We start from the raw sequence: 23,614 nt of genomic DNA, 5'->3' as shown, positions 1-23,614 counted from the left end.
GACGCCGGTTGGCTGTTCCTAGACATGTAAAACCGACAACTCTTTTTTAAGCTACATTATAACGCTTGAAACCGAGTAATCTGTACGGCCGGCTCAATTTCTTCGCCCACGGTCAGGTGGTTTGCCAGGTTATGGGCCAGATAGGGTGCCAGCGACACGCCTTTGGTACCCATTCCGCCAAAAATTCCTATGGCCGGGTGGGTCGGATGCCAGCCCACAAACGGCCGACGGTCTTTGGTCGAGGGCCGGATACCCGCCTGCTGATCGACCACCCGAAACGGGATGGTCAGTAACTGACGGGCTTTCGTTTCTAGAAACGACCGGCCTGCCTCGGTTGTTTGCCAGTCCAGCTTATCCCACGCGTAGGTCGCCCCGATCCGGAGTCGTGCCCGGCCGGATTCGGCGGGGAGCGGCAACACAAACACGCCCTGATTGATGATATTGGTGACTGGGTACGTGTCGACTTCGGCGGTGAGCAACTCCCCTTTCACCAGGCTGTAGGGCAACCAATTGAAAAACGAATTAGTTTCGCCATGAGGGCCTTCACAAAAGATAACGTACCTGAAAACCTGCCCGTTGTACGTGATCCCATCGGGCTGAATCTGTAGCGCGGAAGCCGATACGTCGGCGACTTGAAAAAGCCCCTGCGCCGTGAGCCAGTCGCGCACTGCGGCGATAAAACGAGGCAGATCGACCCAGCCCGCCCCCGTCACCTGCAAACCGCCAAACGGATTACTGACCACCGCACTATACTGAGCGTTGTCAGGGTGAGTGGTCACGTACCTGGCGAGTTCAGGATCGGCGACGGCCCGTTCGTAGGCAATTTGCTCGGCCACATCGCGGTAAGGCCGGTACACATCAAGCGGCGTAAAAAACGACGTACCTGAGCGACCGCCCGACAACCGCTGGTCGGCAGCCGAATAGAACTGGTGCAAGTACGGAAAGAGTTGGTCGGCCAGCCAGGTTTTAACCAGTTTTCGACCCGTGAGAGGGTTCACAATCCCCGCCGCCACCAATGAGGCCGACGGCACCGAGGCCGACGAAACGACCTGCACACGGAGCCCGCGTTGCAATAAGGTTAATGCCAATACCGACCCGGCTATTCCCTGCCCAACAATCAACACATCGGCCGCCGGACGATTGTGCGAAACGCTGGTACTCATGCCTGGCGTGAGGCCGTTTTGTTGGCAGCAAAATGCCCTTTGCGGTGCAGTTCGGCAATGCGCCGGTCGGCCAGTTCGATTACCCACTCGACCTGCTCGTCGATCATCATAAACGATGTATCGAGCAGCGTGGCGTCGACGGCCTGCGTGAGGGGGCTTTCGGCGCGGGTGCTGTCGATATGGTCACGCTTTTCGAGGTTGCGCACGATATCGTCGAGGTTGACGAGTTCGCCCTTTTCAAGCAGTTCAACCTGCCGCCGTTTGGCCCGGATAAACGTATCGGCGGTCATGAACACCTTTACTTCGGCGTCGGGGAATACCTTCGTGCCAATGTCGCGGCCATCCATCACCACACCACGTTTGCGGCCCATTCGTTGCTGTTGAGCGACCATGGCACGGCGTACTTCCACGATGGTGCTCACTTCGCTCACCATATTGGAAATGTACATTTTCCGGATTTCCTCCTCTACGTTCAGGCCGTTGAGACAGGTTTCGTTACGCCCCGTTTTTTCGTTAAAATTGAACGATACGTGCAGTTTTTCGAGGGCAGCGGCCACCTCTTTCGGATTGGAGTAAGTGACGTGGTTCTGGTGAAAATACAAGCTGACGGCCCGGTACATGGCTCCGGTATCGATGTAGGCGTAGCCCATCCGGGCAGCTACGGCTTTGGCGGTGGTGCTTTTTCCGCAACTCGAATACCCGTCTATGGCAATGATGATCTTCGACATGAACCCTGGTCCTGAATTTTTCCGCAAAGAAACCACTCACGGGGCGGAATTGGAATTAGTTTGACGGCTGGCTTTGCAGCTTTACCGGTACTACCCTGACTACCAACCCCTATTAGCAAACGGCAACGGGCAAACTAAGTTTTCAAGCACGCTGGTTTTGTTGCGCATTGAACTCATCACGCAAAATGGCGTAGATGTGCTCATCGAGGTATTTATTGTTTTTGATGGCCCCTTTCAGCAGCACGGCCTCGTGCCGGAAATGCGCCCGTTCCAGCACCCGCATCGACCCGACGTTGCCATCCAACACACAGGCGTAAATGCGGTTTACCTGCGAATTGCGGAAGATGTATTCCACCATCACGGGTAGCACTTCGGAAATGACCCCCCGGCCCCAGTAGGCCTCGGAAAGCCAGTAACCGATTTCGGCGTTGTAACGGTACAAATCATCGCGGACGGTGTAGCCCACGTTGCCCACCGCCTCGCCGTCAATTTCGATAGCCAGGTTGTTGGGTAGCTGCAAGGTCTTGTTGGAACGTACCCAGGAGGTCGCATCGCGCACGGTGTAGGGATACGGAAAAAAATCGCGCACCCAATTCCAGATGTTACGGTTGCTGGCGTGGCGGGAAAGGGCTTCCTCATCGCCTTCGCGCCAGGGACGAAGCAGACAAGTGTTTAATTGAAAGTAAGTCAACAGGTAGCGAAGTTTAAACGAAGGTGGCCCGGTCGTCACCCGTCAAAGCCCACAGAGTGCCGGTCAGGTAGGTCAAGAACGGGTACGAAACGGACAAGATCAAGTTTTTTAACCGCCCCTTCTCACCAATGTTATCGGAAAATTACCGTCAGGCTTCGCGCACCGTGGGCCCCAATCACGAGCGACTGCTCAATATCGGCCGTTTTGGATGGCCCCGCAATGAACACCCCGTAACTGAGCGTGGCCCGATCGATACGGGCGTAGGCTTCGTGCATGGTCTGTACCAGCGCCGTTCGGTCGAGTAGCAGCACCAGGTGTTGGGTGATGAAGGGCAGTGCCCGGTGCAGCATATTGGCTTCGGGCAACCAGACAGCCCCGTTTTCGGCTACGCCAAATACGCCTTCCAGCACCGCCAGATCGACGCGGTCGAGCTCGGCTACGGGCGTCTCCTCCCCGATCGGCACGGTATCGATACCAGTCAGCGGCACCGACGCCGCCACGCGCTCCTGATCGGCATAGGCCGCCTGTATAACGCTTTCGACGGTCTGACCGGGTTCCAGCACCGTTGAGCGGCCACCCACAAAAGCCAGCACGTCCTGAAAGCGCGTCAGGGCGTCGGGCAGGCCGTCGGTAAACGTGGGTACGTTGGGTAATGCCGGTCCGTCGAAGCGGTGCTGCCGGATACGGTCGAGAATGGCTGATTTCGACAAGGTGGTGGGCATCTTTTGGGGTAGGCAGGCTACTTGTTTGTCTGGGTTTCCATCCATTCCCGGAAGCTCTGTTTAGGCGGCGCGGGCAACTCGCGGGCGATGGCCCAGGGGTTGAGCGATCCATTGTGCGTAAGGGCATGGGGCGTGATCGACAGCATCCGGCGGGCTACTTTGCCCAGGCGGGCATAGAGCTTGGGCCGGGCCAGCACTTGCGCCAGTCCGCGCATGCCGAGCCGCTTGCCTGCGGGCATCGCCCCTTCCTGCCCAATGATCTGCCGCCACTTATACAGTTGAACATGGATGTCGATTTTGACGGGGCACACATCGGAGCAGGAGCCGCAGAGGGTACTGGCAAACGGCAGTGACGCGTGTTTGCGCACGTCGATGTTGGGCGACAGAATGGCCCCGATAGGGCCGGGAATGGTGAAGTCGTAACTGTGGCCCCCGCTGCGCCGGTAGACCGGGCAGGTGTTCATGCAGGCCCCGCAGCGGATGCACTTCAGCGATGCCCGGAAATCGGGGCGGCTTAGCTGCGTGGTGCGGCCATTGTCGACCAGCACAATGTGCAGTTCCTGACCGGGGCGGGGTTTATGAAAGTGGCTGGTGTAAACCGTGCTGGGTTGCCCCGTGGCCGACCGAGCCAACAGCCGGGTAAACACGCTCAGGTCGCCCAGGCGGGGAATGAGCTTTTCGATGCCCATGCTGGCGATATGCACCGGGGCCAGCGTAACGCCCAGATCGGCATTACCCTCGTTGGTACACACCACAAAACCACCCGTTTCGGCAACGGCAAAATTGACACCCGACAGGCCTACCTGCGCCTCCACAAACTTGCCGCGCAGGTGTTGCCGCGCGGTTTCGGCCAGAAACTGCGGGTCAGATGCGCCTGCGGGGGTGCCCAAATGGCGGTGGAAGATGTCGCCCACATCCTCTTTTTTGAGGTGGATGGCAGGCATCACAATGTGGCTGGGCGGTACGTGCTCAAACTGGATAATGCGCTCGCCCAGATCCGTATCAACGACCTCGATGCCGTTGCGCTCCAGATACGGGTTCAGGTGGCATTCTTCGGTCAGCATCGACTTGCTTTTCACAATGCGCGTGGCCTTGTGCCGTTGCAGAATCTCAAGCACGATCTGGTTGTGTTCGGCGGCATCGGCGGCCCAGTGTACCACGATGCCGTTGGCCTGCGCCTGCCGCTCAAACTGCTCCAGGTACGTATCGAGCCGGCTGAGGGTGTGCATCTTGATCTGCGAGGCCAGTTCGCGCAGTTGCTCCCACTCCTGAATGGCGTAGGTGGCGCGGTCGCGCTTCTGCCGCACAAACCACAGCGCTCCATCGTGCCAGGTGGTACGATCGACGTCGGCGGTGAACTTCTCGGCGGCTTTAGGGTGGCTCATAGGTACGTTTGACGTTTACCGTTTTGGAATTACTGTTAGAGGTCGCGCGCTTTTACTCGTACAGGTTTGCCATCGCGCACGATAACCAGTTCCTGATCGGTTAAGTTAGCCTGCTCTATTACTTTGTCTACGGCCCGTTGTACACCTGCCAACACAGCTTCTTTAGTCGGGATTGGTTTGGGCTTCATCGTTACCATACGCCAGAATTCTTTTCCAGACTTGTTCATTATACACCTCAACCTCACTTTGTAATTTTCCTACAGCAACCAGTTGCGGGGTCACTGTGCCGTTATCAATGACAGTGAAATAATCACAAACAGAAACATATAAGTTTCGTAGGTTTAAGATGCTTCGACTATAACGTCTTTCAATAACATCAGCCGGTATATTGTGACCACCTCGGGCAACCCGAAAGGCCACCCGTTCCTTCGAAACAACTGCAGAGGGAAGCCAGAAATAATACAAACTAACTACATAACCTTGCCGCTGTGCTCGTTTAATCAACTGCACATAAGACCGGGTAGCTAGTGTCGTTTCAAAGGCAAAGTCTTCACCTTTTTCCATCAAATAATCAATACGTTGCAACATCAGCCGCCCTGCTTCAAAGGCGACGCCGTCAACATTAAACGGTGAAATTCCACGCGCAATCTCGTCTGCATTGACAAATTCATTGATTTGCATCACCTCTGGCAGCAGCGTGTAAGCAGCGGTGGTTTTACCCGCTCCGTTTGGTCCGGCAATGATGTACAGATTGGGCATAATTAATCTGTCTCGTCGAGCATAAACAACTGGTCAACGGGTTTCTGAAATACCTGTGCCAGCTTGAGCGCCAATACCGTCGACGGTACGTACCGGCCACTCTCAATGGAATTGATCGTCTGTCGGCTCACCCCAATTCGTTCGGCCAGTTCGGCCTGCGACAGGTTCTGCTCTGCCCGCTCAACCTTCAATCGGTTTTTCATAACGCCAGCAGGTTGCTATGCCGGCGCAATAACCACCTAAATCGTAAGATGAATACCAGCAGGGGCGTAAACATGTTGAAGATTAACACATCGTTGTAACTGAAACCATAAACCAGCAAGGTCGCTATCGCCAGCAGGACATAGTTGACCAGCAGGCTCCACTGAAGCGACTCCAGCCTTAGCCGGGCAATCATCTCATCTTCGATCGCCTCGCGCGAGAAGGCGATCAGGCCCAGCCCGACGAGCAAAACGAGAATCCCAACGGTGTTGGTCAGGTTCAGGCGATGCACCGCCGCGTTTGCCAACCGGTATTCCTCCGGTAACCATGCGTTGGGTACGTCGACTGTCAGCCAGCTAGCCGAGTAGTCGCTTGCGTAAATCGTCAGGCCCAGCACTAGAGCGGGAATAAAAATCAACCAACCAACCAGTTGGTAGCGGTGCGGTAATAATAGAGTCGATTGCATGACCAATGTAAAGTTTGTTTTACACATCAAACGTAAAGCAAACAAGTCATATTGTCAAACAAACTTTACAATCTTTTTCTAGATGGTCGCCACTCCCGAATTCAGAATCTCGGCGATGTGCAACACGCGAATGGGCAGGTTCTTTCTGCGTACGATACCTTCCAGGTGCATCAGGCACGAGACGTCGCCGCCCGTGATGACTTCGGCCCCGTTGCGCACGTGATCGGCCACGCGGTCCTGCCCCATCCGGGCCGATACCGCCGCTTCCGACACACAGAAGAGCCCCCCAAACCCGCAGCATTCGTCGTAGCGGTCGAGGTCAACCAGTTCGAGGCCATCCACGCCGGTCAGCAGGCGGCGCATCTGCCCATCCCGAACGGGTGTCAGTTCGGAATCGGTGGCCATACGGAGACCACGCTGTCCGTGGCAACTCAGATGCAGCCCGACCCGATGCGGAAAATGTGCTTCGATCTGCTTAACCTTTAGCACCTCGGTCAGGAACTGCACAAGGTCGTAGGTACGTTCGCGCACGTGCTGAACGGCCGGTGTCTGGTCGATAATATCGAAATGCTTACGGACATGATAAACACAACTGGCCGACGGCGCCACGATGTAGTCGAAGCCGGCGAAGGTATTCACGAAATGCTCATAGACCCCTACCGAGTCGCGTTCGCAGCCCGCATTGGCCATCGGCTGTCCGCAACAGGTTTGCTGGGCTGGGTACGTTACCGACACGCCCAGCTTCTGAAGCAGTTGCAACGATGCGATCCCCACCTGCGGATAAAACTGATCGACGTAGCACGGAATGAAAAGACCGACGTTCATAGGTTTTCAATTGACGGCCACAAAGGTAGCCACTGACCACCGAAGCAGGTTCCCACAGAGTCCCAGACCGGGCGTTTTTAGAGCTTGAATACCAGTTTGGCCGGTACCCATTTCTGGCCGGGCGCGGCGGTGGGCAGGGCCTCCTGATACCCCCACATCAACGTTTCCCACTCCTGCACGCGTGGGTTGGCGGCATCCATCTGTCCCTTCCGTTCGAGGGAAAACGTTTCGTCGCCTTCGGCAATCAGAAACAAGCGATTTTCGACCCGATAAATCTCCATATCGACGATACCCGCATCGCGCAGGCTTTGCAGAATGTCGGGCCAGACGGCTTCGTGATAGCGTTCGTATTCGGCAATCAGATCGGGGTCATTTTTTAAATCAAGAGCAAGGCAATGGCGCATGGGAGTTTCGAGTTTGGTGTTTTCAGTTTCGAGTTTAAAGTTTAACGTTGGCTGGCGCAAGCTCACTCAAGCGTCCGCCAACGTTAAACCCGAAACTATCCTTCTATACTAACCTTGTGCCCTCGCCAGCCGTACCAGGCGACGACGAGGAAGCACAGCATGGGTACGGCGTAGGCGACCTGAATGTTGCTTTGATCGGAGATCCAGCCCATCAGCAGGGGGAAGAAGGCACCACCGGCAATGGCCATCACCAGCAGCGAGGCACCCAGTTCGCGGTCGTCGGTGAGGCGGTTGATACCTAGCGCAAAGATGGTCGGGAACATGATCGACTCGAAAAAGGGCACGGCAAAAACGGCCCAGACCGCCATATCCGATTTGGCCGTGACGGCAACCGCCAGCAACAGCAGGCTGATGAGCGAATAAATAGCCAGCAGCCGACCAGCAGGTACGTAGCGCGTCAGGAACGTACCCACGAAACGGCCGATCAGGAAACCCAGCAATGCATAGCTGAGCCACTCAGCCGCCTGTCGCTCAGGTACGTTGCTGGTGAATTTGGCAAACCGAATAAAGAAACTTGTCACGCAGACTTGTGCCCCCACGTAGAAAAACTGGGCGATGATGCCGCCCGTCAGTTGGGGGTGTTGCAGGGCCGTACGCAACGACGATACCCGCTCCCCTACCGCCGAGCGCACGTCGGGCAGTTTGGTGAAGGCCACCATAGCCAGCACGAGCAGCACCACGATGGCAATGACGAGGTAGGGTATCTTAACCGAGTCGGCTTCAAACTGGAGGTAGGCGTCGAGCGCGGCGGGCGACATGGCGTTCAATTCGGCAGACGAGTGTTCGATCCCGCTCAGGATCAGCTTCCCCCCCAGTAGCGGCGCCAGAAAAGCCCCGAGCCCGTTGAACGACTGGCTAAGATTAAGCCGGGTTGTGGCCGACTCCGGGGGGCCAAGCAGCGTTACATAGGGGTTAGCCGCCGTTTCCAGAAAAGCACACCCCGCCGCGATAATAAACAACGCCCCCAGAAACAGGGCATATAGCCGGGTGCTGGCGGCGGGCCAGAACAGCAGCGCCCCGATCGCATACAGGCTGAGGCCCACCAGGATACCCTGTTTGTAGCCAAACCGTTTCATGACCACCCCCGCCGGTATGGCCATCAGAAAATAAGCCAGATACACCGACGAATCGATCATGGCCGATTGCAGATCGGAGAGCTGACAGGCTTTTTTAAGGTGCGGAATCAGGATGGGCTCCAGATTGTGCACAAAAGCCCACAGAAAAAACAGGCTGGTTACGAGCGCAAACGCCATTGTATAGCGCTGCGCCGGTGCCGCTGCGGTAGACGAAGTAGGGGTTGGAGAGGTCATAGGGAGAAGGGCTTTTTGAACGATAAGCGGCAAAGCAATGCGTAGTGCAGTTGGGTCGAAAATCTTCCCATAACTCACCACGCATCGTTTACCGCTTATCACTTAAGAAATAGCGCGGTCCAGGTGCGTGTAGCCACCGTCGACGTGGATCAGTTGGCCAGTGGTGTGGCTCGAACGGTCGGAGAGCAGAAAAGCCACCATGTTGGCAATTTCTTCGGTGGTGGTCATGCGGTGTTCGAGCGGAATTTTGGCCGTAATCTTTGCCAGCGTTTCCTCCGGATTCGGCAGCGTTTTGATCCATTTGGCATAGAGCGGCGTCCATGATTCAGCCACCACCAGGCAATTGACCCGAATGCTGTAGGGCAGTAGTTCGACGGCCCATTCGCGGGTTAGGGCGTTACGCCCGCCGTTGGCCGCTGCGTAGGCCGAGGTATTGCCCTGCCCTGTTTCGGCCACCTTCGAGCCGATATTCACGATGCTGCCTTTGCTGGCTTTCAGAGCGGGCAGAGCGTGATGGGCCATCAGGTAATAATGCACCAGATTTTTGTGTAACGAGGCGATAAACGACTCGTAATCACCGTTTTCCAGACTCACGCCATCGTTAACGCCCGCGTTGTTGACTAGCCCGTCGATGCGGCCAAACTGCGCCAGAGTTTCCTCCACAGCCCGGCGGCAGTCGTCGGGTTGCGTCAGTTCGGCTACGATACCAACAGCCCGACCGCCCGCCTGTTCGATCTGCGCCACAGCCGCCTGATTATCAGCCTCGGCCCGGCCCACGATGACAACAACGGCCCCTTCAGCGGCCAATACGCGGCTGATGCCTTCGCCAATTCCTTTGGCACCGCCCGTTACGATGATGATTTTATCCTGTAGGTTCAGATTCATGGTTGAGAAATGATTGGAACGCGGATGACTGGATTTCAGAGATTTTCGCGGACGGATCAACAGGGTGATTTTATGTGAACCGAGCCAGCTTATCGGCGTTGATTTCCGGCATTCCGTAATTCAGTTATAATCCGTAAAACGATATTGCATTCTGGCCAAATACCTTCGCCCGAACCTCGTCGCCCCAAGGCTGCACGTAGTCTTCGACAAGGGTTTTGACCTGTGTGTAATCGGCGGCGGTGAGGCACACGGGCCAGTCGGAGCCGAACAGCAACCGGTCGGGCCCGAAGTGGTCGAACACCACATCGAGATAGGGGAAAAAGTCGGCCTTGCTCCAGTGCTGCCAGTCGGCCTCGGTGACCATGCCCGACACTTTGCACGACACGTTGGGCTGTTTGGCGATCTCGGCCATCCAGTTCGACCACCGGTTTATCTCTTTACTTTTGATGTACGGTTTAGCCAGGTGATCGATCACGAACTTCACATCGGGCGCGGCCCGCACCAGATGCAGGGCGGCTTTCAGTTGTGTCGGGTAGATCAGGATGTCGTACGTAAAGTCGAAAGCCGCCAGTTGTTTGATGCCTTTGATCACCTCGGGGCGCATCAGAAAATCGTCGGGCTCGGCCTGCGCTACATGCCGGAATCCTTTGATCTCTTCGAACTGCGAATACGATTCCAGCTTGTCGTAGAGGGTATCGGCCTGCAAATCGACCCAGCCTACCACGCCCCGAACTATCTCGTAAGCCTGAGCCAGCCCAAGCAGAAAGAGCGTTTCGTCGTCGGATTGGCTGGCCTGCACGGCCACGCAGCCGTCGATGCCGTTAGCGCGGAGCACGGGTTCCAGATCAGCCGGCAGAAAATCGCGACGGATGGTCGCCATCTCGTCGGTAATCCAGCTGTCGCGCTCAGGATTGTATAGCCAGAAATGTTGGTGTGCGTCGATCATCAGATAAAAAATGTACAATGCACAATGTATAATGTACAATGGCTTGGCACAGACAATCATGCGTCGGTCAGGTGCCCCCTGCGAACCGCATTGTGCATTGTACATTATTCATTGTGCATTAGTTATAGGCTACGGCTGTTTGTTGTTGATGGCCCAGGCCTTCGATACCGAGTGTCACGACGTCGCCCGGCACCAGGTAGCGTGGGGGTTTCAGGCCCAGCCCAACGCCAGAGGGTGTTCCCGTCGAAATAACGTCGCCGGGGAGCAGCGTCATAAACTGGCTGATGTAGCTGACCAGCGTGGGTACGTCGAAAATCATATCGTCGGTGTTGGAATCCTGCAACCGCTCGTTATTCAGGCTGAGCCAGAGGTGCAGACCGTTGGGGTTGGGTACGTCGTCTTTCGTCACCAGATAAGGCCCCAGCGGCGCGAAGGTGTCGCAGCCTTTGCCTTTGTCCCACTGGCCGCCGCGCTCCAGTTGAAACGCCCGTTCGCTGTAGTCGTTGATGACGGCGTAACCCGCCACATAATCCAGCGCTTCTTCGAGTTCGACATAACTGGCCCGCTTACCAATGACGACGGCCAGTTCAACTTCCCAATCTGTTTTGAGCGAGTGCTTCGGAATCACAACGTCGTCGTTGGGTCCGCAAAGCGACGTGGTCGATTTAAAGAACAGAATAGGCTCTGTGGGCGGCGTAGCACCCGTTTCGGCGGCGTGTTTGGCGTAGTTCAACCCCACGCAGACAATCTTTGAGGGGCGCTTCACGCACGGTCCGTAGCGCACTTCATCAGGTACGTGGGGGCATTGGTCGACGTGGCTTTCGAGCCAGTGAGCCAGCCGGGCGGGGCCGTCGGTAGCAAAGAAGGTTTCGTCATAATCGCCCCCAAAGTGGGTTACATCGAGGCGGCGCCCATCGGGCAATTCAACGGCGGGATGTTCGTGGGCATCGGGCCCAAACCGAAATAGCTTCATGAGGTTGCTTTGCGACATGTGCGTGACGCAACCAGTGCGCACGCCAGATTCCTACAAGAAAGGAAGGGGGCACGACTCTTTACCAACCTCACTGGCAAAAACCCGTCAAATCAGACCTAAAAAGGTGCTATCCCGTTCGTAGCCAACAGGGTTAATTTACCCGCCAGTCGAACCAGGCCGTGTCATCTTCGCCGTTGGCAACCCCGTTTCCTGGTGTACTATCGGCGTCGGGCGGACTATTGGGACCGGGGCTACCGACCGACCAGACCTGCGCGGCGTTTCGAAACCACCCCGCCGACGTAGGCGTAATAGTGGCCGTCAGCAGCGCTGATCCGTCGGTCGGCAGGCTGCTGACGGTTGCCTGAATCACCGTGTATTGGGCGGTCGATGCTACCACCGTAAAGACAGATGAAGTTAGCAGCGTAGCGCCCCAAAGGGTATCACGCACCACCACCTGCGTGGCAGACAGGCTACCTGCATTGGTCACGACAACCGACAGCACAACGGGCTGCCCAATCGATACAGCCCGCGCCGACAGGGCCAGTTGGAGGCTCAGGTCTACCCGGTTGGGCGTAGGCACCGGCTGGTTAGGAAACACGGGCGGTAACAGTACCTGATTCGGATTGGGCGACTCCGACACCCCTCCGCCTGCGTCGTCCGTGCGCAGGTCAGCCGTAGCCGTGTCGTCTTCACCATCGCCCGTGCCCGAGTTGGGCTGACTGTCTTCATCGAAGGCGTCTGAGCCGCTTACCTGCGCCGCCAGTCGGTAGATACCCGATGTGGTCGGCAACACCGTCAGTGCTATCGTCGCGGAAGTGCCTGTTTGCAGAGACGCTAACGTACCTGACAAGATGCCGCTTGCCTGCGGCGCCAGAGCGGTACTACTTACAACGTTCAGACCAGCGGGTAGCCAACTGCTCACAACCACATTTGTAGCCTCATCGGGTCCGTCGTTCGTCACGGTTAGTTGGGCCGATACCGGTTCGTTGGGGTTGACGGCGCGTTGATCAAAAACCAGTTGAAGCGAAAGGTCGGCGTTGGGTGATAACGAGTTGACCACATCAAACTCCCGCTCCACCGTGAACGCGGGTCGATACTGGTCGCTGCCGTGTTGCGCGGCCCGCAAACGTACCCGGCCGGGCGTACCCATGAGCCGTATGTTGCTCCCCTCCATAAAGGCCGGGCCACTCAGTACATACAATGAGATGGGCAAGCCCGACGTGCTCCAGACCAACGGACGGAATGGGGCGCTGGTTTTGGCACGTTTGCGCGGCGTAGGGAATTCGATCGTCTGCTGGCTACCGTTGCAATCCGGGTAGATGTCTTTGTTGACGGTAACCGCCAGGCCACCGGGGTCGGTTACCGTTAGCACGACCCGATACCAGTACGTTTCCAGCGAGCTACAGTTGCCAAGCGGCGTCAGGGTTATCGTGGGCGATGCCGTCGTGAAGGTTCCACCCTCATGGCCGTGGTCGTTGTGCATACTGAGCAGCTTCCACTGGTAGCTCAGGGCGCTTGTGGTAGACTGCGCATCGGTTACCATTACCGACAAGGGTATGACGCTGGGCGAGGTGGCACTGACAACCGACAGCCCATCAAGGCTGGTCGACACCACGACGGGTGGCGTATTGTTGACCGAAATCACTTGGGTGGCCTGCGCCGTGGCACCGCCCGCGTCGGTCACCGTCAGGGTAGCGGTGTAGCTGTGCGATCCGGTGGCGGTGTAGACATGCACCGGCTGGGCCTGTGTACTTATGGGCGATCCATCCCCGAAATTCCAGGCGTAAGCCAACGCGGTATGTTCCGGATCGCTGGACCCCGTCCCCGAGAACGTCACCGACAGTGGACTGCTCCCGTAGGTTGGGGTGGCAGCGATAACGGCTCTGGGTGTCTGGTTACCAGTAAATTCTATTTTGAACGGATCAAGCAGAAATAAGTAGAACGTATACAGGTTGTTGTCGTTGGGATTGACCATCAACGACACCAGCCCATCGAACCCGTAGCCAAAGGGTTCGACACCCATAGGATGGTCGTCGGTGTCGAACTCGGCGTAGGCGATCCAGTTCCGGTTATAGTCACCAAAGAAGTATTTGTTCTGATAGGCTTCGGGCAGTGTGCCTCCCGTGCGAGTCCAGCCACCTCCAATGATGCAGCGCCCACCCGAGGTGACGTTCGGATACGGTAATTGCCTGTTGGGCACAGCTTCGGCATGACCGTGTTCCAGAAAGAACGTTTCGCCCCCATTACGCCCATACATGAGGTCAGCTTTCGAGAAGTGACCCACCGAATCCGCCGGGTTGGGCAGCCAGTTGTAATAGATATTCTGCGTGGAGTCGTTGGGATTCACGATCTGATTTGGGGGAAGGGTATAAAACTCCGTACGGCCGGCCGTGAAGCTCAGGCCTTCGAAATAAGGCCACCCAAAGTTTTGCCCCGCCTGTTTCAGGATGTGCAGCTCCTCGAAGCGGTTCCACCCCACATCAGCGATGTAGAGCGAACCGGGGTTTGCATCGGCCGGGTTGGTACTGCCCGTGTTGGGTCTTAGCGTGGCCCGAAACGGATTGCGTAGCCCGCGCGCAAACACCCGCGACCGCGCTGATCGGGGGTGGGCAGCCTCGTAATACGGATTTGAGGGAATTCCATCGCCCGTGGCCGGATCAATCCGCAACACCTTGCCGTTATGCGAGTCGAGGTATTGGCTCCGGTATGAGCCGATGTTTTCTTTAAAGGTGATAATGCCGCTCTGGAGACCCTGTTGCCAATAGGCAGAGCCATACCCCGGATTACCGGCTCCGCCTTTGTCGGCACCGCTCAATCCGGCACCATCACCCGTCGTCACGAGTAGGGTGCCATCGGCCCCAAAGACCAGATCCATCCCCGAATGCGAGCCGTCGAGTACAGGTATGCCCGTTTGGGCCGATTCGCCAATGAGGATCTTACGGCTATTCGCCTGCACCACCACATTGTTGGCGTTGGTGGCCGTCAGGCTGGCGGGGGTAACGGTGTAACGCGTGATGCGGACAACGGTGGCCCCGCTGGCCGACTGGTTGGGATCGTAACCGGGCGTGCCCGCATAGAGCAGGTGATACCGATCGACCACGTACCCAAGATACAGGTACCCGTTCTGGGAAAAATTAGGATCGAGGGCCAGGCATAACAAACCCAGGTCTGACTCGATAGCCACCTCTTCCCGAATATCGATCAGTGGGCTGGTCGCCACCAGGCCGTTCATACTAACCCATACGCGCCCATTCTTCTCGCAGGTATAGAGTCGGTTTTGCGGGTCGAAATCCATGTCGACACTGCGCCCCGGTATACGTGCACTGAATTGAGTGATGGAAAAACCGGGCGGCCCCTGCTGCGCCAAAGCTGGGGCAATCGGCGATAACAACCAGGTTAAAAACAGGAACAGAACTGTTGGTGTGGAAAACTGAACGTGCATGGTGCGGTGTAGGATCGCGATGGTCTGTTGGCGCATCGGTCTCTCTCCATACATCACCTTTCATACCAAAAGGTAAGTAATGACTAGTAAGCCATCCAATAACAATTAGGCCTCTTAAGAAATATCTATACAACTTATTGTCTATCAATACACTAACGCTGGTTTGACCTCACGAACTAACAAGTAACTATATTCTGTATACCGCCCAATAAATGTTTATCCACTAATCGACCATCTAATAACTATCAATTTTCATATGGTGATAAAGGGGGTACGCTTGTGGACTTTTTCAATATCAGTACCGAGTGACCGCCCCTCGGGCGATGGCTGTCTGATTTGCTAGTGTATCTGTCCGATTCGGCATAGTCTGCCGCAAATGTCAGCTTCAATCTGCAACGTCAATAGCCCCGTTCTGCGGGTCGGTTTTTGTCCCATTTTCTACCATCATAAACCTTTTTAAACGTAAAAATCATGACTGAACCTTTTATTGCCATGATCGGCCTCTTCGGCTTCAATTTTGAACCACGAGGCTGGGCTTTCTGCGACGGCCGCCTATTACCCATTTCTCAAAATTCGGCCCTGTTTGCGCTGATCGGAACCTTCTACGGCGGTAACGGCACCACGAATTTCGCGCTGCCGGACCTGCGCGGGCGGGCGCCCATTGGGCAGGGACAAGGCCCCGGCCTGACCCCGCGCACGATCGGTGAAGCGTCGGGCTCAGAGACCGTGACCCTCCTCCAGTCACAAATGCCCGCGCACAATCACCTGATGAATGTATCAGGGTCAGGTGGTACGCAAAACAGCCCGTCGGGTACTTTCCTGGCGGTAGCCGTTGATTCGAGTGAGCAGGCAATAAACATCTATGGTACAACGCCAAGCGCAACGGCCAATCCACAAGCCATTGGCGTAGCGGGGGGCACGCAGCCGCACCAGAACATGCAGCCCTATCTGGCTATGAATTACTGCATTGCACTGGAAGGCATTTTCCCGTCTCGCAACTAAGCCCACGCTAACTCGCTACCCTGCCTACCACACCGTTGGAGGCAGGGTAACCTGGTCTATTCATAATGCATACAGGTGTCCTTTTGCCCTTATTAACCAACTTTCTCTATAGTATCTATGGCCTATTTCTATACTTCTGAACGCTTTATCAACGTCCACGATCTTAAAGCAATTCTGTACAAATACCGGCTGGCGGGCTTGTTATGGCTGGCCTTGCTACTCTCGACCGTCGCCAACGCGCAGATCTACTACACGCTCAGCGATAACAATTTCGCAACGCGTACCGATCAGCTTCGACGGGTTAACAGCAATGGTACCAACGACACGCAAATCGCTACCAATTTTGTCGATGTCTCAGGCAATGTGGTTATTGACCGGGTGGGTAACCGGGCCTTCGTGGGGGAGGCTCGCGCTACGGTTCTACCCCGAATCTCGGTCGTGAACCTGTCCAACGGCAGCAGCAGTACCCTGGTCAGTTCGTCTGCAAGCAACCAGACTGCTGGTTTAGCCATCGACCCGGCTAACAGTTATATTTATTATATAGTCAGTGATGGCGCGGCTGGCACCTCCAACGATCAGCTCCGCCGTATCAATTTCGATGGCTCTGGCGATGTACTCATCGCGACTGACGTTGTCAATTCACCAGGTGCCTTGACGCTGGACGTTGCCAATAACCGAATACTAGCCGCCGATATCCGGAATAATTTCTCCAAAATCTCGGCGGTGAACCTATCAACTAATGCGGTATCCACGTTCCTGCCCACCTCGAGTACCTCATCGAGTATCGTCACGGGTATCACAGTTGATCCGGCTAACAGCAAGCTCTATTACATACTCAATGACGGGTCGGCCCCGAGTACAGCTGATCAGCTGCGCCGGATCAACCTGGACGGCACGGGCGACGAACTGGTGGCTACCAACTTTGGGAGTTCGCCAGCTATTTTAACGGTGGATGCCGAAAACAACCGCATTCTGGTTGGCGATATACGCGCCAATCAACCATTCATTTACGGCGTCGATCGGACCACTAAAGTGGCAAGTACTGTTTTCCAGCCATCGGGAGGTACATTAACCGGCCTCTATTTTTCCAGCGACCCCTGCGCTACTTTCCAGGGCACGCTGTCCGCCAGCAATGGGGGGGTACTCACCTGTTTGCAACCGACACTGACACTAACAGCCACAGGAGGGACCAACTATGTATTTGCCCGGACGGGCGGTGGAGGCATTGTCAGTCAGAACGCAACGGCTGGTACGGCGATCGTCAATGCCTCGGGTACGTATTCGGTGACGGTCACCAACGCCAGCGCTTGCAGCGCCGTTGCTACTACCACAATCACCAGCAACACGACGGCCCCCTCAGTGACCGTTAACCCTACCAGCGGTGTACTCACCTGCGCTCAGCCCAGTCTGCAGCTGACGGCCTCGGGCACGGGAACGTCATACCGCTGGACGGGTGGTTCAACCAGTAACCCTTTTACGGTAAATGCCGCCGGGGTCTACTCGGTCACGGCTACCGGCACGAACGGCTGTACGGCAGTAAGCAATAGCGTGACGATCACCGAAAACTTCAGCATAACCAGCTTTACGGCCACCAGCGGGTCGGCCTGCACCGGTAATTCTGCTACGCTGACCGCCAGTGGCTGTCCGGGTGGCACGATCAAATGGCCGGGCAATGTTGTGGGCAGCACCTTCACGACAACGACTACGGGCTTATACACGGCCACCTGTACAATCGGAACGTGTACGACGACGGCCAGCGCCAACGCCACCATCAACCCGTTACCCACGCCAACGCTCACGGTGAGCGGCTCAGGTACGTTGACGTGCGCGATCACCAGCCTGACACTGACGGCTACGGGCGGCAGCAGCTACACCTTTGCCGGGCCGGGCGTGGTAAGTCAGAACGCCATTGCCGGGACGGCGGTGGTGAATGCCTCAGGTACGTATTCGGTCACGGTGGCGAGTGCAGCGGGTTGCACCAGCACCACCACCGCATCGGTGAGCAGCAATACGGCAACGCCAACACCAACCCTGACGGCCAGCCCGTCGACGACACTTACCTGCGCCCAGACCAGCCTGACCTTGACGGCCACGGGTGGTACTAGTTATGCTTTCGCCGGGCCGGGGGTGGTCTCCCAGTCGGGTAACCAAGCCGTCGTGAATGTCTCAGGTACGTATTCGGTGACAGTCACCAATACGGCCACGGGCTGTTTCAGCACCACAACCATCGGCATCAGCAGCAATGCTACGCCGCCCACGCCAACGCTGACGGCCAGCCCCTCAACGACGCTGACTTGTGCGGCAACCTCGTTGACGCTGACAGCCCAAGGCGGTACCAGCTACGCCTTTGCCGGACCGGGTGTGGTATCCCAATCGGGCAACCAAGCCGTCGTGAATGTCTCAGGTACGTACTCGGTGACGGTGACCAACACGGCCACGGGCTGCTTCAGCACCACGACCATCGGCATCAGCCAGAACACCACGCCACCCACCCCGAGCGTTTCGGCTAGTCCGTCGACAACACTCACCTGTACGGTGGCGTCGCTGACGCTGACAGCCACGGGCGGTACCAGCTACGCCTTCGCCGGACCAGGTGTCGTTAGCCAGTCGGGTAACCAGGCCGTCGTGAACGCCTCAGGTACGTATTCGGTGACGGTCACCAATACGGCTACGGGTTGCTTCAGCACCACGAGCATCGGCATCAGCCAGAGTGTGGTTCTGCCAACGCCGAGTCTGGCTGTTAGTGGCACACTCACCTGTGCAGTCACCTCGGTTACCCTAACAGCTACAGGCGGCAACAGCTATGCCTTCGCCGGACCGGGCGTGGTTTCGCAATCGGGCAATCAGGCCGTGGTCAACGCTTCAGGTACGTACTCGGTCACGGTCACCAACACCGCCACGGGTTGCTTTAGCACCACGACCACGACCGTCAGCAGCAACACCACCGCCCCGACGCCAACCTTAACGGCCAGCCCATCGACGACACTCACCTGCGCGGTGACATCACTGACACTGACAGCCACGGGCGGTACCAGCTATGCCTTCGCCGGGCCGGGCGTGGTGTCACAGTCGGGTAACCAGGCCGTGGTGAATGCGACAGGTACGTATTCGGTGACGGTGACCAATACCGCCACGGGCTGCTTCAGCACCACAACCATCGGCATTAGTCAGAATACGACACTTCCCACGCCGAGTATTTCGGCCAGCCCATCGACCACGTTAACCTGTGCAGTGACCTCGATAACACTGACGGCTCAGGGTGGCAACAGCTACGCTTTCGCCGGACCGGGCGTGGTTTCGCAATCGGGCAATCAGGCCGTGGTCAATGCCTCAGGTACGTATTCAGTGACAGTCACCAACACGGCTACGGGCTGTTTCAGCACCACAACCATCGGCATCAGCCAGAACACGACCTTGCCTACGCCCACGCTGGTTGCCAGCGGTACGCTCACCTGCGCCGTTACATCGGTAACCTTGACGGCCACGGGTGGTAACAGCTACGCCTTTGCCGGACCGGGTGTGGTCTCGCAATCAGGTAATCGGGCTGTGGTGAATGCCTCAGGTACGTATTCGGTCACGGTCACCAACACCGCCACGGGCTGCTTCAGCACCACGACCACGACCGTCAGCAGCAACACCACCGCCCCGACGCCGAGTATTTCGGCCAGCCCATCGACCACGTTAACCTGCGCGGTGACCTCGATAACACTGACGGCTCAGGGTGGCAACAGCTACGCTTTCGCCGGACCGGGCATCGTTAGCCAGTCAGGCAATCAGGCGGTGGTCAACGCTTCAGGTACGTATTCGGTGACGGTCACCAACACCGCTACTGGTTGCTTCAGCACCACAACGATTGGCATCAGCCAGAACACGACGGCTCCAACGGCTACCCTGACGGCCAGCAGTCCGGTTGTGTGTGCGCCGAATACCATTACACTGACCGCAGGCGGAGGTACACAATACCGCTTCGCCGGACCGGGCCTGAGTCAGACTGGTTCGTCAAACACCGCCGTTGTCGCCCAAACCGGTACGTATTCGGTGACGGTGACGGGTGCAAACAGTTGCTCGGCGACAAACAGTATTTCGGTTACGGTGAACGCCCAGCCGTCGGCACCCACCCTGACCGGTGCCAGCCTGACCGTCGTGGCCAGCACAACGCCTCTGTCGCTGACGCCTTATGCAGTAGCAACAGGCAACAATACGCTGCTCTTTTTCGGATCAGGTGGCGTGTTAAATCCGCCTAATGCCGATATCAGCGCGCCAGGTGTTTATAGCTTCTCGGTCGTGCAAGTCAGTCCGCAAGGATGCGCCAGCCCCGCCACGCCGTTCAGCCTGACGGTCCTCTCGCCGCTGCCACCCACCAGCCAGACCCTGTGCCGGAGCAATGCAGTGGTGCTGAATGTGTTTCCGACAGGTGTACGCTACCAGTGGTATCGCCTCAACGGCAACGTGAGCATTCGCCTGACCGATGTGGCGGGTGTGCAACGGGGCACCAGCACGTCGAGCCTCACGTTGGTCAGCATTCAGACCAGCGCCACTTATACCTGTCAGGTGACCAATGCGAACGGTACAGTGCAGACATACGGGCCATTTGCCGTAAACGTGACGATCTGCTCGAATGTACGGGAGGCCGCCTCGGCTGAACCCGAAACGCCATTGCAGGTACGCCTGACGCCGAACCCATTGGTGGGCGGTCGGCTCCGCGCCATCGTGACGGGGGCAGCTGGTCAGCGGCTACAGGTTGAACTGATTAACCAGCTTGGTCGTCCGGTCGCTCAGCAACAGTGGGAACAGGCTTCCGCCGAGCAATTGGTCGATTGGGACGTTAGTCAGCAGCCCATGGGCATGATGCTCTTCCGCGTCAGCACCGACACCCGAAGCCAGACGGTGAAGGTGATTAAAGAGTAAGTTGCCAGGCGTTACAGCCTGTCGTTAACGCGAGGCCCCGGTTTCGGATCAACTGTTGATCCGAAACCGGGGCCTTAATCTGTTTATAGACGCGCCGACGAAACGTTACGTGTTTAGCCGAATGGTGCCGCCGTCGATGGGGTAATCGCAGCCGGTGATAAACCCAGCCTCCTCGGAACACAGAAAGAGCGCCAGGGCGGCCACTTCCTGGGGCATCCCCATCCGGCCAATGGGTTGGGCTTTGGCTAGTTTGTCAAACATCTCGGTTTCGCGGCCGGGGTAATTCTTGGCCAGAAAGCCGTCGACAAAGGGCGTGTGTACCCGAGCCGGGCTGATGCAGTTGCAGCGGATATTGTGCGCCAGGTAATCTTTGGCGACCGACAGGGTCATGCTGACGGTGGCGCCCTTACTCATCGAATAGGCGAAGCGGTCGTTCAGGCCGAGCGTGGCGGCAATGGACGCCATGTTGAGAATGACACCGCCCCCCGCCGCCCGCATATGGGGCAGCACGGCATTCAGGCAATTATAAACGCCTTTTACGTTGACCGAAAACACCCGGTCGAAATCCGTTTCAATGGTTGTTTCGGCGTTGCCGATATGGGCAATACCGGCATTGTTAACGAGTATGTCGATACGATGCTCCGCCGCAATCCGGTCAATTACACCCCGTACCGTTAGCTGATCGGCCACGTTAACTTCGTGCGCAAAGGCCCGGCCACCCGCGGCCACCACGCCCTCGGCTGCCGTTTGCGCCGCCGCCCGGTTCAATTCCAGAATATGAACGGTTGCCCCCGCCTGCGCGAACGCTTCCGTAATGGCCAGCCCAATGCCGCTAGCACCGCCCGTAATGAGGGCTGTTTTGTCGTGTAGAGAGAACATGAGAAGGTGTTAATGCACAATGTATAATGGACGATGTACAATGCGGGCCACCGCGGTGTGATCGCGTAGCCATTGTACATCGTCCATTATACATTATTCATTTTATAGTGAAACCCCCCGCTTCCAGGGGATGAAATCGTCTTGACCGAGTTGTTCGGCTTTGGTCAGGTACGTTCCCGAGGCCAGCCCGATGAGCCAGTCGAGCAGCGCTTCGCCGTTTTGTTCAACAGTCTGCGCGCCATCGATAATCGGGCCGCTGTCGAAGTCGATCACGTCGGGCATACGGCGTTGCAATACCGTGTTGGTCGAGATTTTCACGACGGGGCAAATGGGGTTGCCGGTGGGTGTACCGAGGCCCGTTGTAAACAGAATCAGGTTGGCCCCCGACCCAGCCATGCCCGTGGTGGCTTCCACGTCGTTGCCGGGCGTGCAGAGTAGGTTCAGGCCCGGCTGACGAATCGGCTCGGCGTAGTCAAGCACGTCGGCCACGAAGGCCAGGCCGCCTTTTTTGGCCGCCCCCGCCGATTTAATGGCGTCGGTAATCAGGCCGTCTTTGATATTACCGGGCGACGGATTCATGTCGAACCCCGACCCGGCGGCTTCGGCCTGCGCGGCGTAGGTCTCCATCAGATTGATGAATTTCTCGGCCTTGGCATCGTCGGTAATGCGGTCGATCATGTTTTGTTCGGCCCCGCAAAGCTCCGGAAACTCGGCCAGCACCGTGCGGCCACCCAGGGCCCCGATCACGTCGGACAAATGCCCGATAGCCGGATTGGCCGACAAGCCCGAGAAGCCGTCGGAACCACCGCACTTCAGCCCCACGCACAACTGGCTCAGCGGGGCGGGCTGCCGCTCGATCTTGTTGATCTCGATCAGTTCCAGAAACGTCTCCTTGATGGCCTGCGTCAGCAGTTCGTATTCGGTCCCCGCCTGCTGTTCATAGACCAGAATCGTTTTCTGGCTGTGCGGATTCTGGCGCTTCACCTCTTTCTCCAGCATGTCGGCCTGCAGGTGCTGACAGCCGAGACTGAGCACCGTGGCACCAGCCACGTTGGGGTTATTGATATACCCCGCCAGCAGCGAGCAAAGCGCCGCCGAATCCTGCCGGGTGCCGCCACACCCCATTTCGTGCGTCAGAAACTTGATCCCGTCGACGTTGGCAAACGGGCGCTTCGGCTTTTCGTCGGCCACAGCCATCTGCTCACGCGCCACAAAGGGCTGCATTTTCTTGATGACGTCCATCTGCCCGTGCTGATACAGGTGCAGCAGCTCACGGACCTGATCGCGGTATTGGTCGGATTGTGCGTAACCCAACTCGCGTTCGAAGGCTTCTTTCAGGGTCAGTACGTTTCGGTTTTCGCAAAACACCAGCGGAATCACCAGCCAGTAGTTGCGCGTCCCGACACGTCCGTCGGCCCGGTGGTAACCCATGAATGTACGCTCCTGCCAGTGCGACACATCAGGCGCCAGGTACGTATAGGGATGACGGTTACCGATACCGTATGCATCGGACTGATGTTTCAGGTTGAATGTGGTGATCACTTCACCGCGCCGGATGGGTTGCGTGGCGCGCCCTACCGTGACGCCGTACATGGTAACGGGGTCGCCCGGCTGGCGATCTTCCGTTACGAATTTATGCTTGGCCCCTACCCCATTGGGCAACAGGTACGTTTCTGTACCGAGCGTGACCGACGCCTGAGCTGGCAAATCTTTCAGCGCAACGATGACATTATCGGCCGGGTGTATTTTTAATATGCTCGTAATCATGCAGTAAAAAAAAGCCCTTTTAGGCGTTTTTAGAAGCCAATTAGTACTTAATTATACCTGTTGGGTCCAGGTATCGCCCTTGTGAAAACTTTGCCAGC

20 protein-coding genes are annotated in these 23,614 nt (G+C 57.1%); 2 read left to right on the top strand and 18 right to left on the bottom strand.

Going from position 1 to position 23,614, the window contains the following annotated elements:
* Window positions 1–56 precede the first annotated feature (56 nt).
* The 16 genes from ACAW74_RS24965 to ACAW74_RS24890 form a co-directional block, all read right to left on the bottom strand.
* A complete protein-coding gene (locus ACAW74_RS24965; protein WP_370700986.1) occupies window positions 57–1,163 on the bottom strand; it encodes an NAD(P)/FAD-dependent oxidoreductase in 1,107 nt (368 codons plus the stop codon).
* Window positions 1,160–1,891, bottom strand: coding sequence for a (d)CMP kinase (gene cmk / locus ACAW74_RS24960; protein ID WP_370700985.1), 732 nt, complete (start codon window positions 1,889–1,891; stop codon window positions 1,160–1,162). Before cmk ends, ACAW74_RS24965 begins: the two co-directional genes overlap by 4 nt.
* 142 nt (window positions 1,892–2,033) lie before the next feature.
* Window positions 2,034–2,582: a GNAT family N-acetyltransferase gene (locus tag ACAW74_RS24955; RefSeq protein WP_370700984.1), complete on the bottom strand. Its 549-nt coding sequence runs from the start codon at window positions 2,580–2,582 to the stop codon at window positions 2,034–2,036.
* Between the two features lie 131 nt (window positions 2,583–2,713).
* On the bottom strand, window positions 2,714–3,304 hold the full coding sequence (locus ACAW74_RS24950) for a LutC/YkgG family protein (protein ID WP_370700983.1): 591 nt from the start codon (window positions 3,302–3,304) through the stop codon (window positions 2,714–2,716).
* Window positions 3,305–3,321: 17 nt separating this feature from the next.
* Window positions 3,322–4,689 (bottom strand): lactate utilization protein B, encoded by a 1,368-nt coding sequence (locus ACAW74_RS24945; RefSeq protein ID WP_370700982.1) that lies wholly within the window; start codon window positions 4,687–4,689, stop codon window positions 3,322–3,324.
* Window positions 4,690–4,724: 35 nt separating this feature from the next.
* Window positions 4,725–4,877 (bottom strand): hypothetical protein, encoded by a 153-nt coding sequence (locus ACAW74_RS24940; protein ID WP_370700981.1) that lies wholly within the window; start codon window positions 4,875–4,877, stop codon window positions 4,725–4,727.
* Window positions 4,852–5,448: an ATPase gene (locus ACAW74_RS24935; protein WP_370700980.1), complete on the bottom strand. Its 597-nt coding sequence runs from the start codon at window positions 5,446–5,448 to the stop codon at window positions 4,852–4,854. The genes ACAW74_RS24940 and ACAW74_RS24935 overlap by 26 nt, the downstream gene beginning before the upstream one ends.
* A gap of 2 nt (window positions 5,449–5,450) precedes the next feature.
* Window positions 5,451–5,651 carry a helix-turn-helix transcriptional regulator gene (locus ACAW74_RS24930; RefSeq protein WP_370700979.1) on the bottom strand — a complete coding sequence of 67 codons (201 nt, stop codon included), beginning with the start codon at window positions 5,649–5,651 and terminating at the stop codon, window positions 5,451–5,453.
* Window positions 5,648–6,115 (bottom strand): hypothetical protein, encoded by a 468-nt coding sequence (locus tag ACAW74_RS24925; RefSeq protein WP_370700978.1) that lies wholly within the window; start codon window positions 6,113–6,115, stop codon window positions 5,648–5,650. Before ACAW74_RS24925 ends, ACAW74_RS24930 begins: the two co-directional genes overlap by 4 nt.
* Window positions 6,116–6,193: 78 nt before the next feature.
* The gene (locus ACAW74_RS24920; RefSeq protein WP_370700977.1) at window positions 6,194–6,940 is read right to left on the bottom strand and encodes a (Fe-S)-binding protein; all 747 of its coding nucleotides are present in this window, start codon (window positions 6,938–6,940) and stop codon (window positions 6,194–6,196) included.
* Window positions 6,941–7,017: 77 nt separating this feature from the next.
* Entirely contained in the window at window positions 7,018–7,344 is a 327-nt protein-coding gene (locus ACAW74_RS24915) for an L-rhamnose mutarotase (RefSeq protein ID WP_370700976.1), read from the bottom strand.
* 95 nt (window positions 7,345–7,439) lie between these two features.
* Window positions 7,440–8,714, bottom strand: coding sequence for an L-fucose:H+ symporter permease (gene fucP / locus ACAW74_RS24910; RefSeq protein ID WP_370700975.1), 1,275 nt, complete (start codon window positions 8,712–8,714; stop codon window positions 7,440–7,442).
* 102 nt (window positions 8,715–8,816) lie between these two features.
* Window positions 8,817–9,599 (bottom strand): L-fucose dehydrogenase, encoded by a 783-nt coding sequence (locus ACAW74_RS24905; RefSeq protein ID WP_370700974.1) that lies wholly within the window; start codon window positions 9,597–9,599, stop codon window positions 8,817–8,819.
* A gap of 124 nt (window positions 9,600–9,723) precedes the next feature.
* Window positions 9,724–10,548 (bottom strand): amidohydrolase family protein, encoded by an 825-nt coding sequence (locus ACAW74_RS24900; RefSeq protein WP_370701098.1) that lies wholly within the window; start codon window positions 10,546–10,548, stop codon window positions 9,724–9,726.
* A gap of 115 nt (window positions 10,549–10,663) precedes the next feature.
* Window positions 10,664–11,518 carry a fumarylacetoacetate hydrolase family protein gene (locus ACAW74_RS24895; RefSeq protein ID WP_370700973.1) on the bottom strand — a complete coding sequence of 285 codons (855 nt, stop codon included), beginning with the start codon at window positions 11,516–11,518 and terminating at the stop codon, window positions 10,664–10,666.
* Window positions 11,519–11,669: 151 nt separating this feature from the next.
* Window positions 11,670–14,996 (bottom strand): PQQ-dependent sugar dehydrogenase, encoded by a 3,327-nt coding sequence (locus tag ACAW74_RS24890; protein ID WP_370700972.1) that lies wholly within the window; start codon window positions 14,994–14,996, stop codon window positions 11,670–11,672.
* Window positions 14,997–15,431: 435 nt separating this feature from the next.
* On the opposite strand from ACAW74_RS24890, the gene ACAW74_RS24885 reads away from it, so the two are divergent.
* Both ACAW74_RS24885 and ACAW74_RS24880 read left to right on the top strand, forming a co-directional pair.
* Window positions 15,432–15,962: a phage tail protein gene (locus ACAW74_RS24885; protein WP_370700971.1), complete on the top strand. Its 531-nt coding sequence runs from the start codon at window positions 15,432–15,434 to the stop codon at window positions 15,960–15,962.
* Between the two features lie 117 nt (window positions 15,963–16,079).
* The gene (locus ACAW74_RS24880) at window positions 16,080–20,870 is read left to right on the top strand and encodes a hypothetical protein (RefSeq protein WP_370700970.1); all 4,791 of its coding nucleotides are present in this window, start codon (window positions 16,080–16,082) and stop codon (window positions 20,868–20,870) included.
* A 105-nt stretch (window positions 20,871–20,975) separates the two neighbouring features.
* Here the strand turns inward: ACAW74_RS24880 and ACAW74_RS24875 are convergent, their stop codons facing one another.
* Window positions 20,976–21,749, bottom strand: coding sequence for an SDR family NAD(P)-dependent oxidoreductase (locus ACAW74_RS24875; protein ID WP_370700969.1), 774 nt, complete (start codon window positions 21,747–21,749; stop codon window positions 20,976–20,978).
* 102 nt (window positions 21,750–21,851) lie between these two features.
* Window positions 21,852–23,516: a UxaA family hydrolase gene (locus ACAW74_RS24870; RefSeq protein ID WP_370700968.1), complete on the bottom strand. Its 1,665-nt coding sequence runs from the start codon at window positions 23,514–23,516 to the stop codon at window positions 21,852–21,854.
* Window positions 23,517–23,614: the final 98 nt, after the last annotated feature.

The organism is Fibrella musci (assembly GCF_041321105.1).
In the GTDB taxonomy this organism is placed as follows: Bacteria; Bacteroidota; Bacteroidia; order Cytophagales; family Spirosomataceae; genus Fibrella; species Fibrella musci.
Note: the sequence above shows the minus strand (reverse complement) of the source record. Positions and strands in the feature narration are given on the sequence as shown.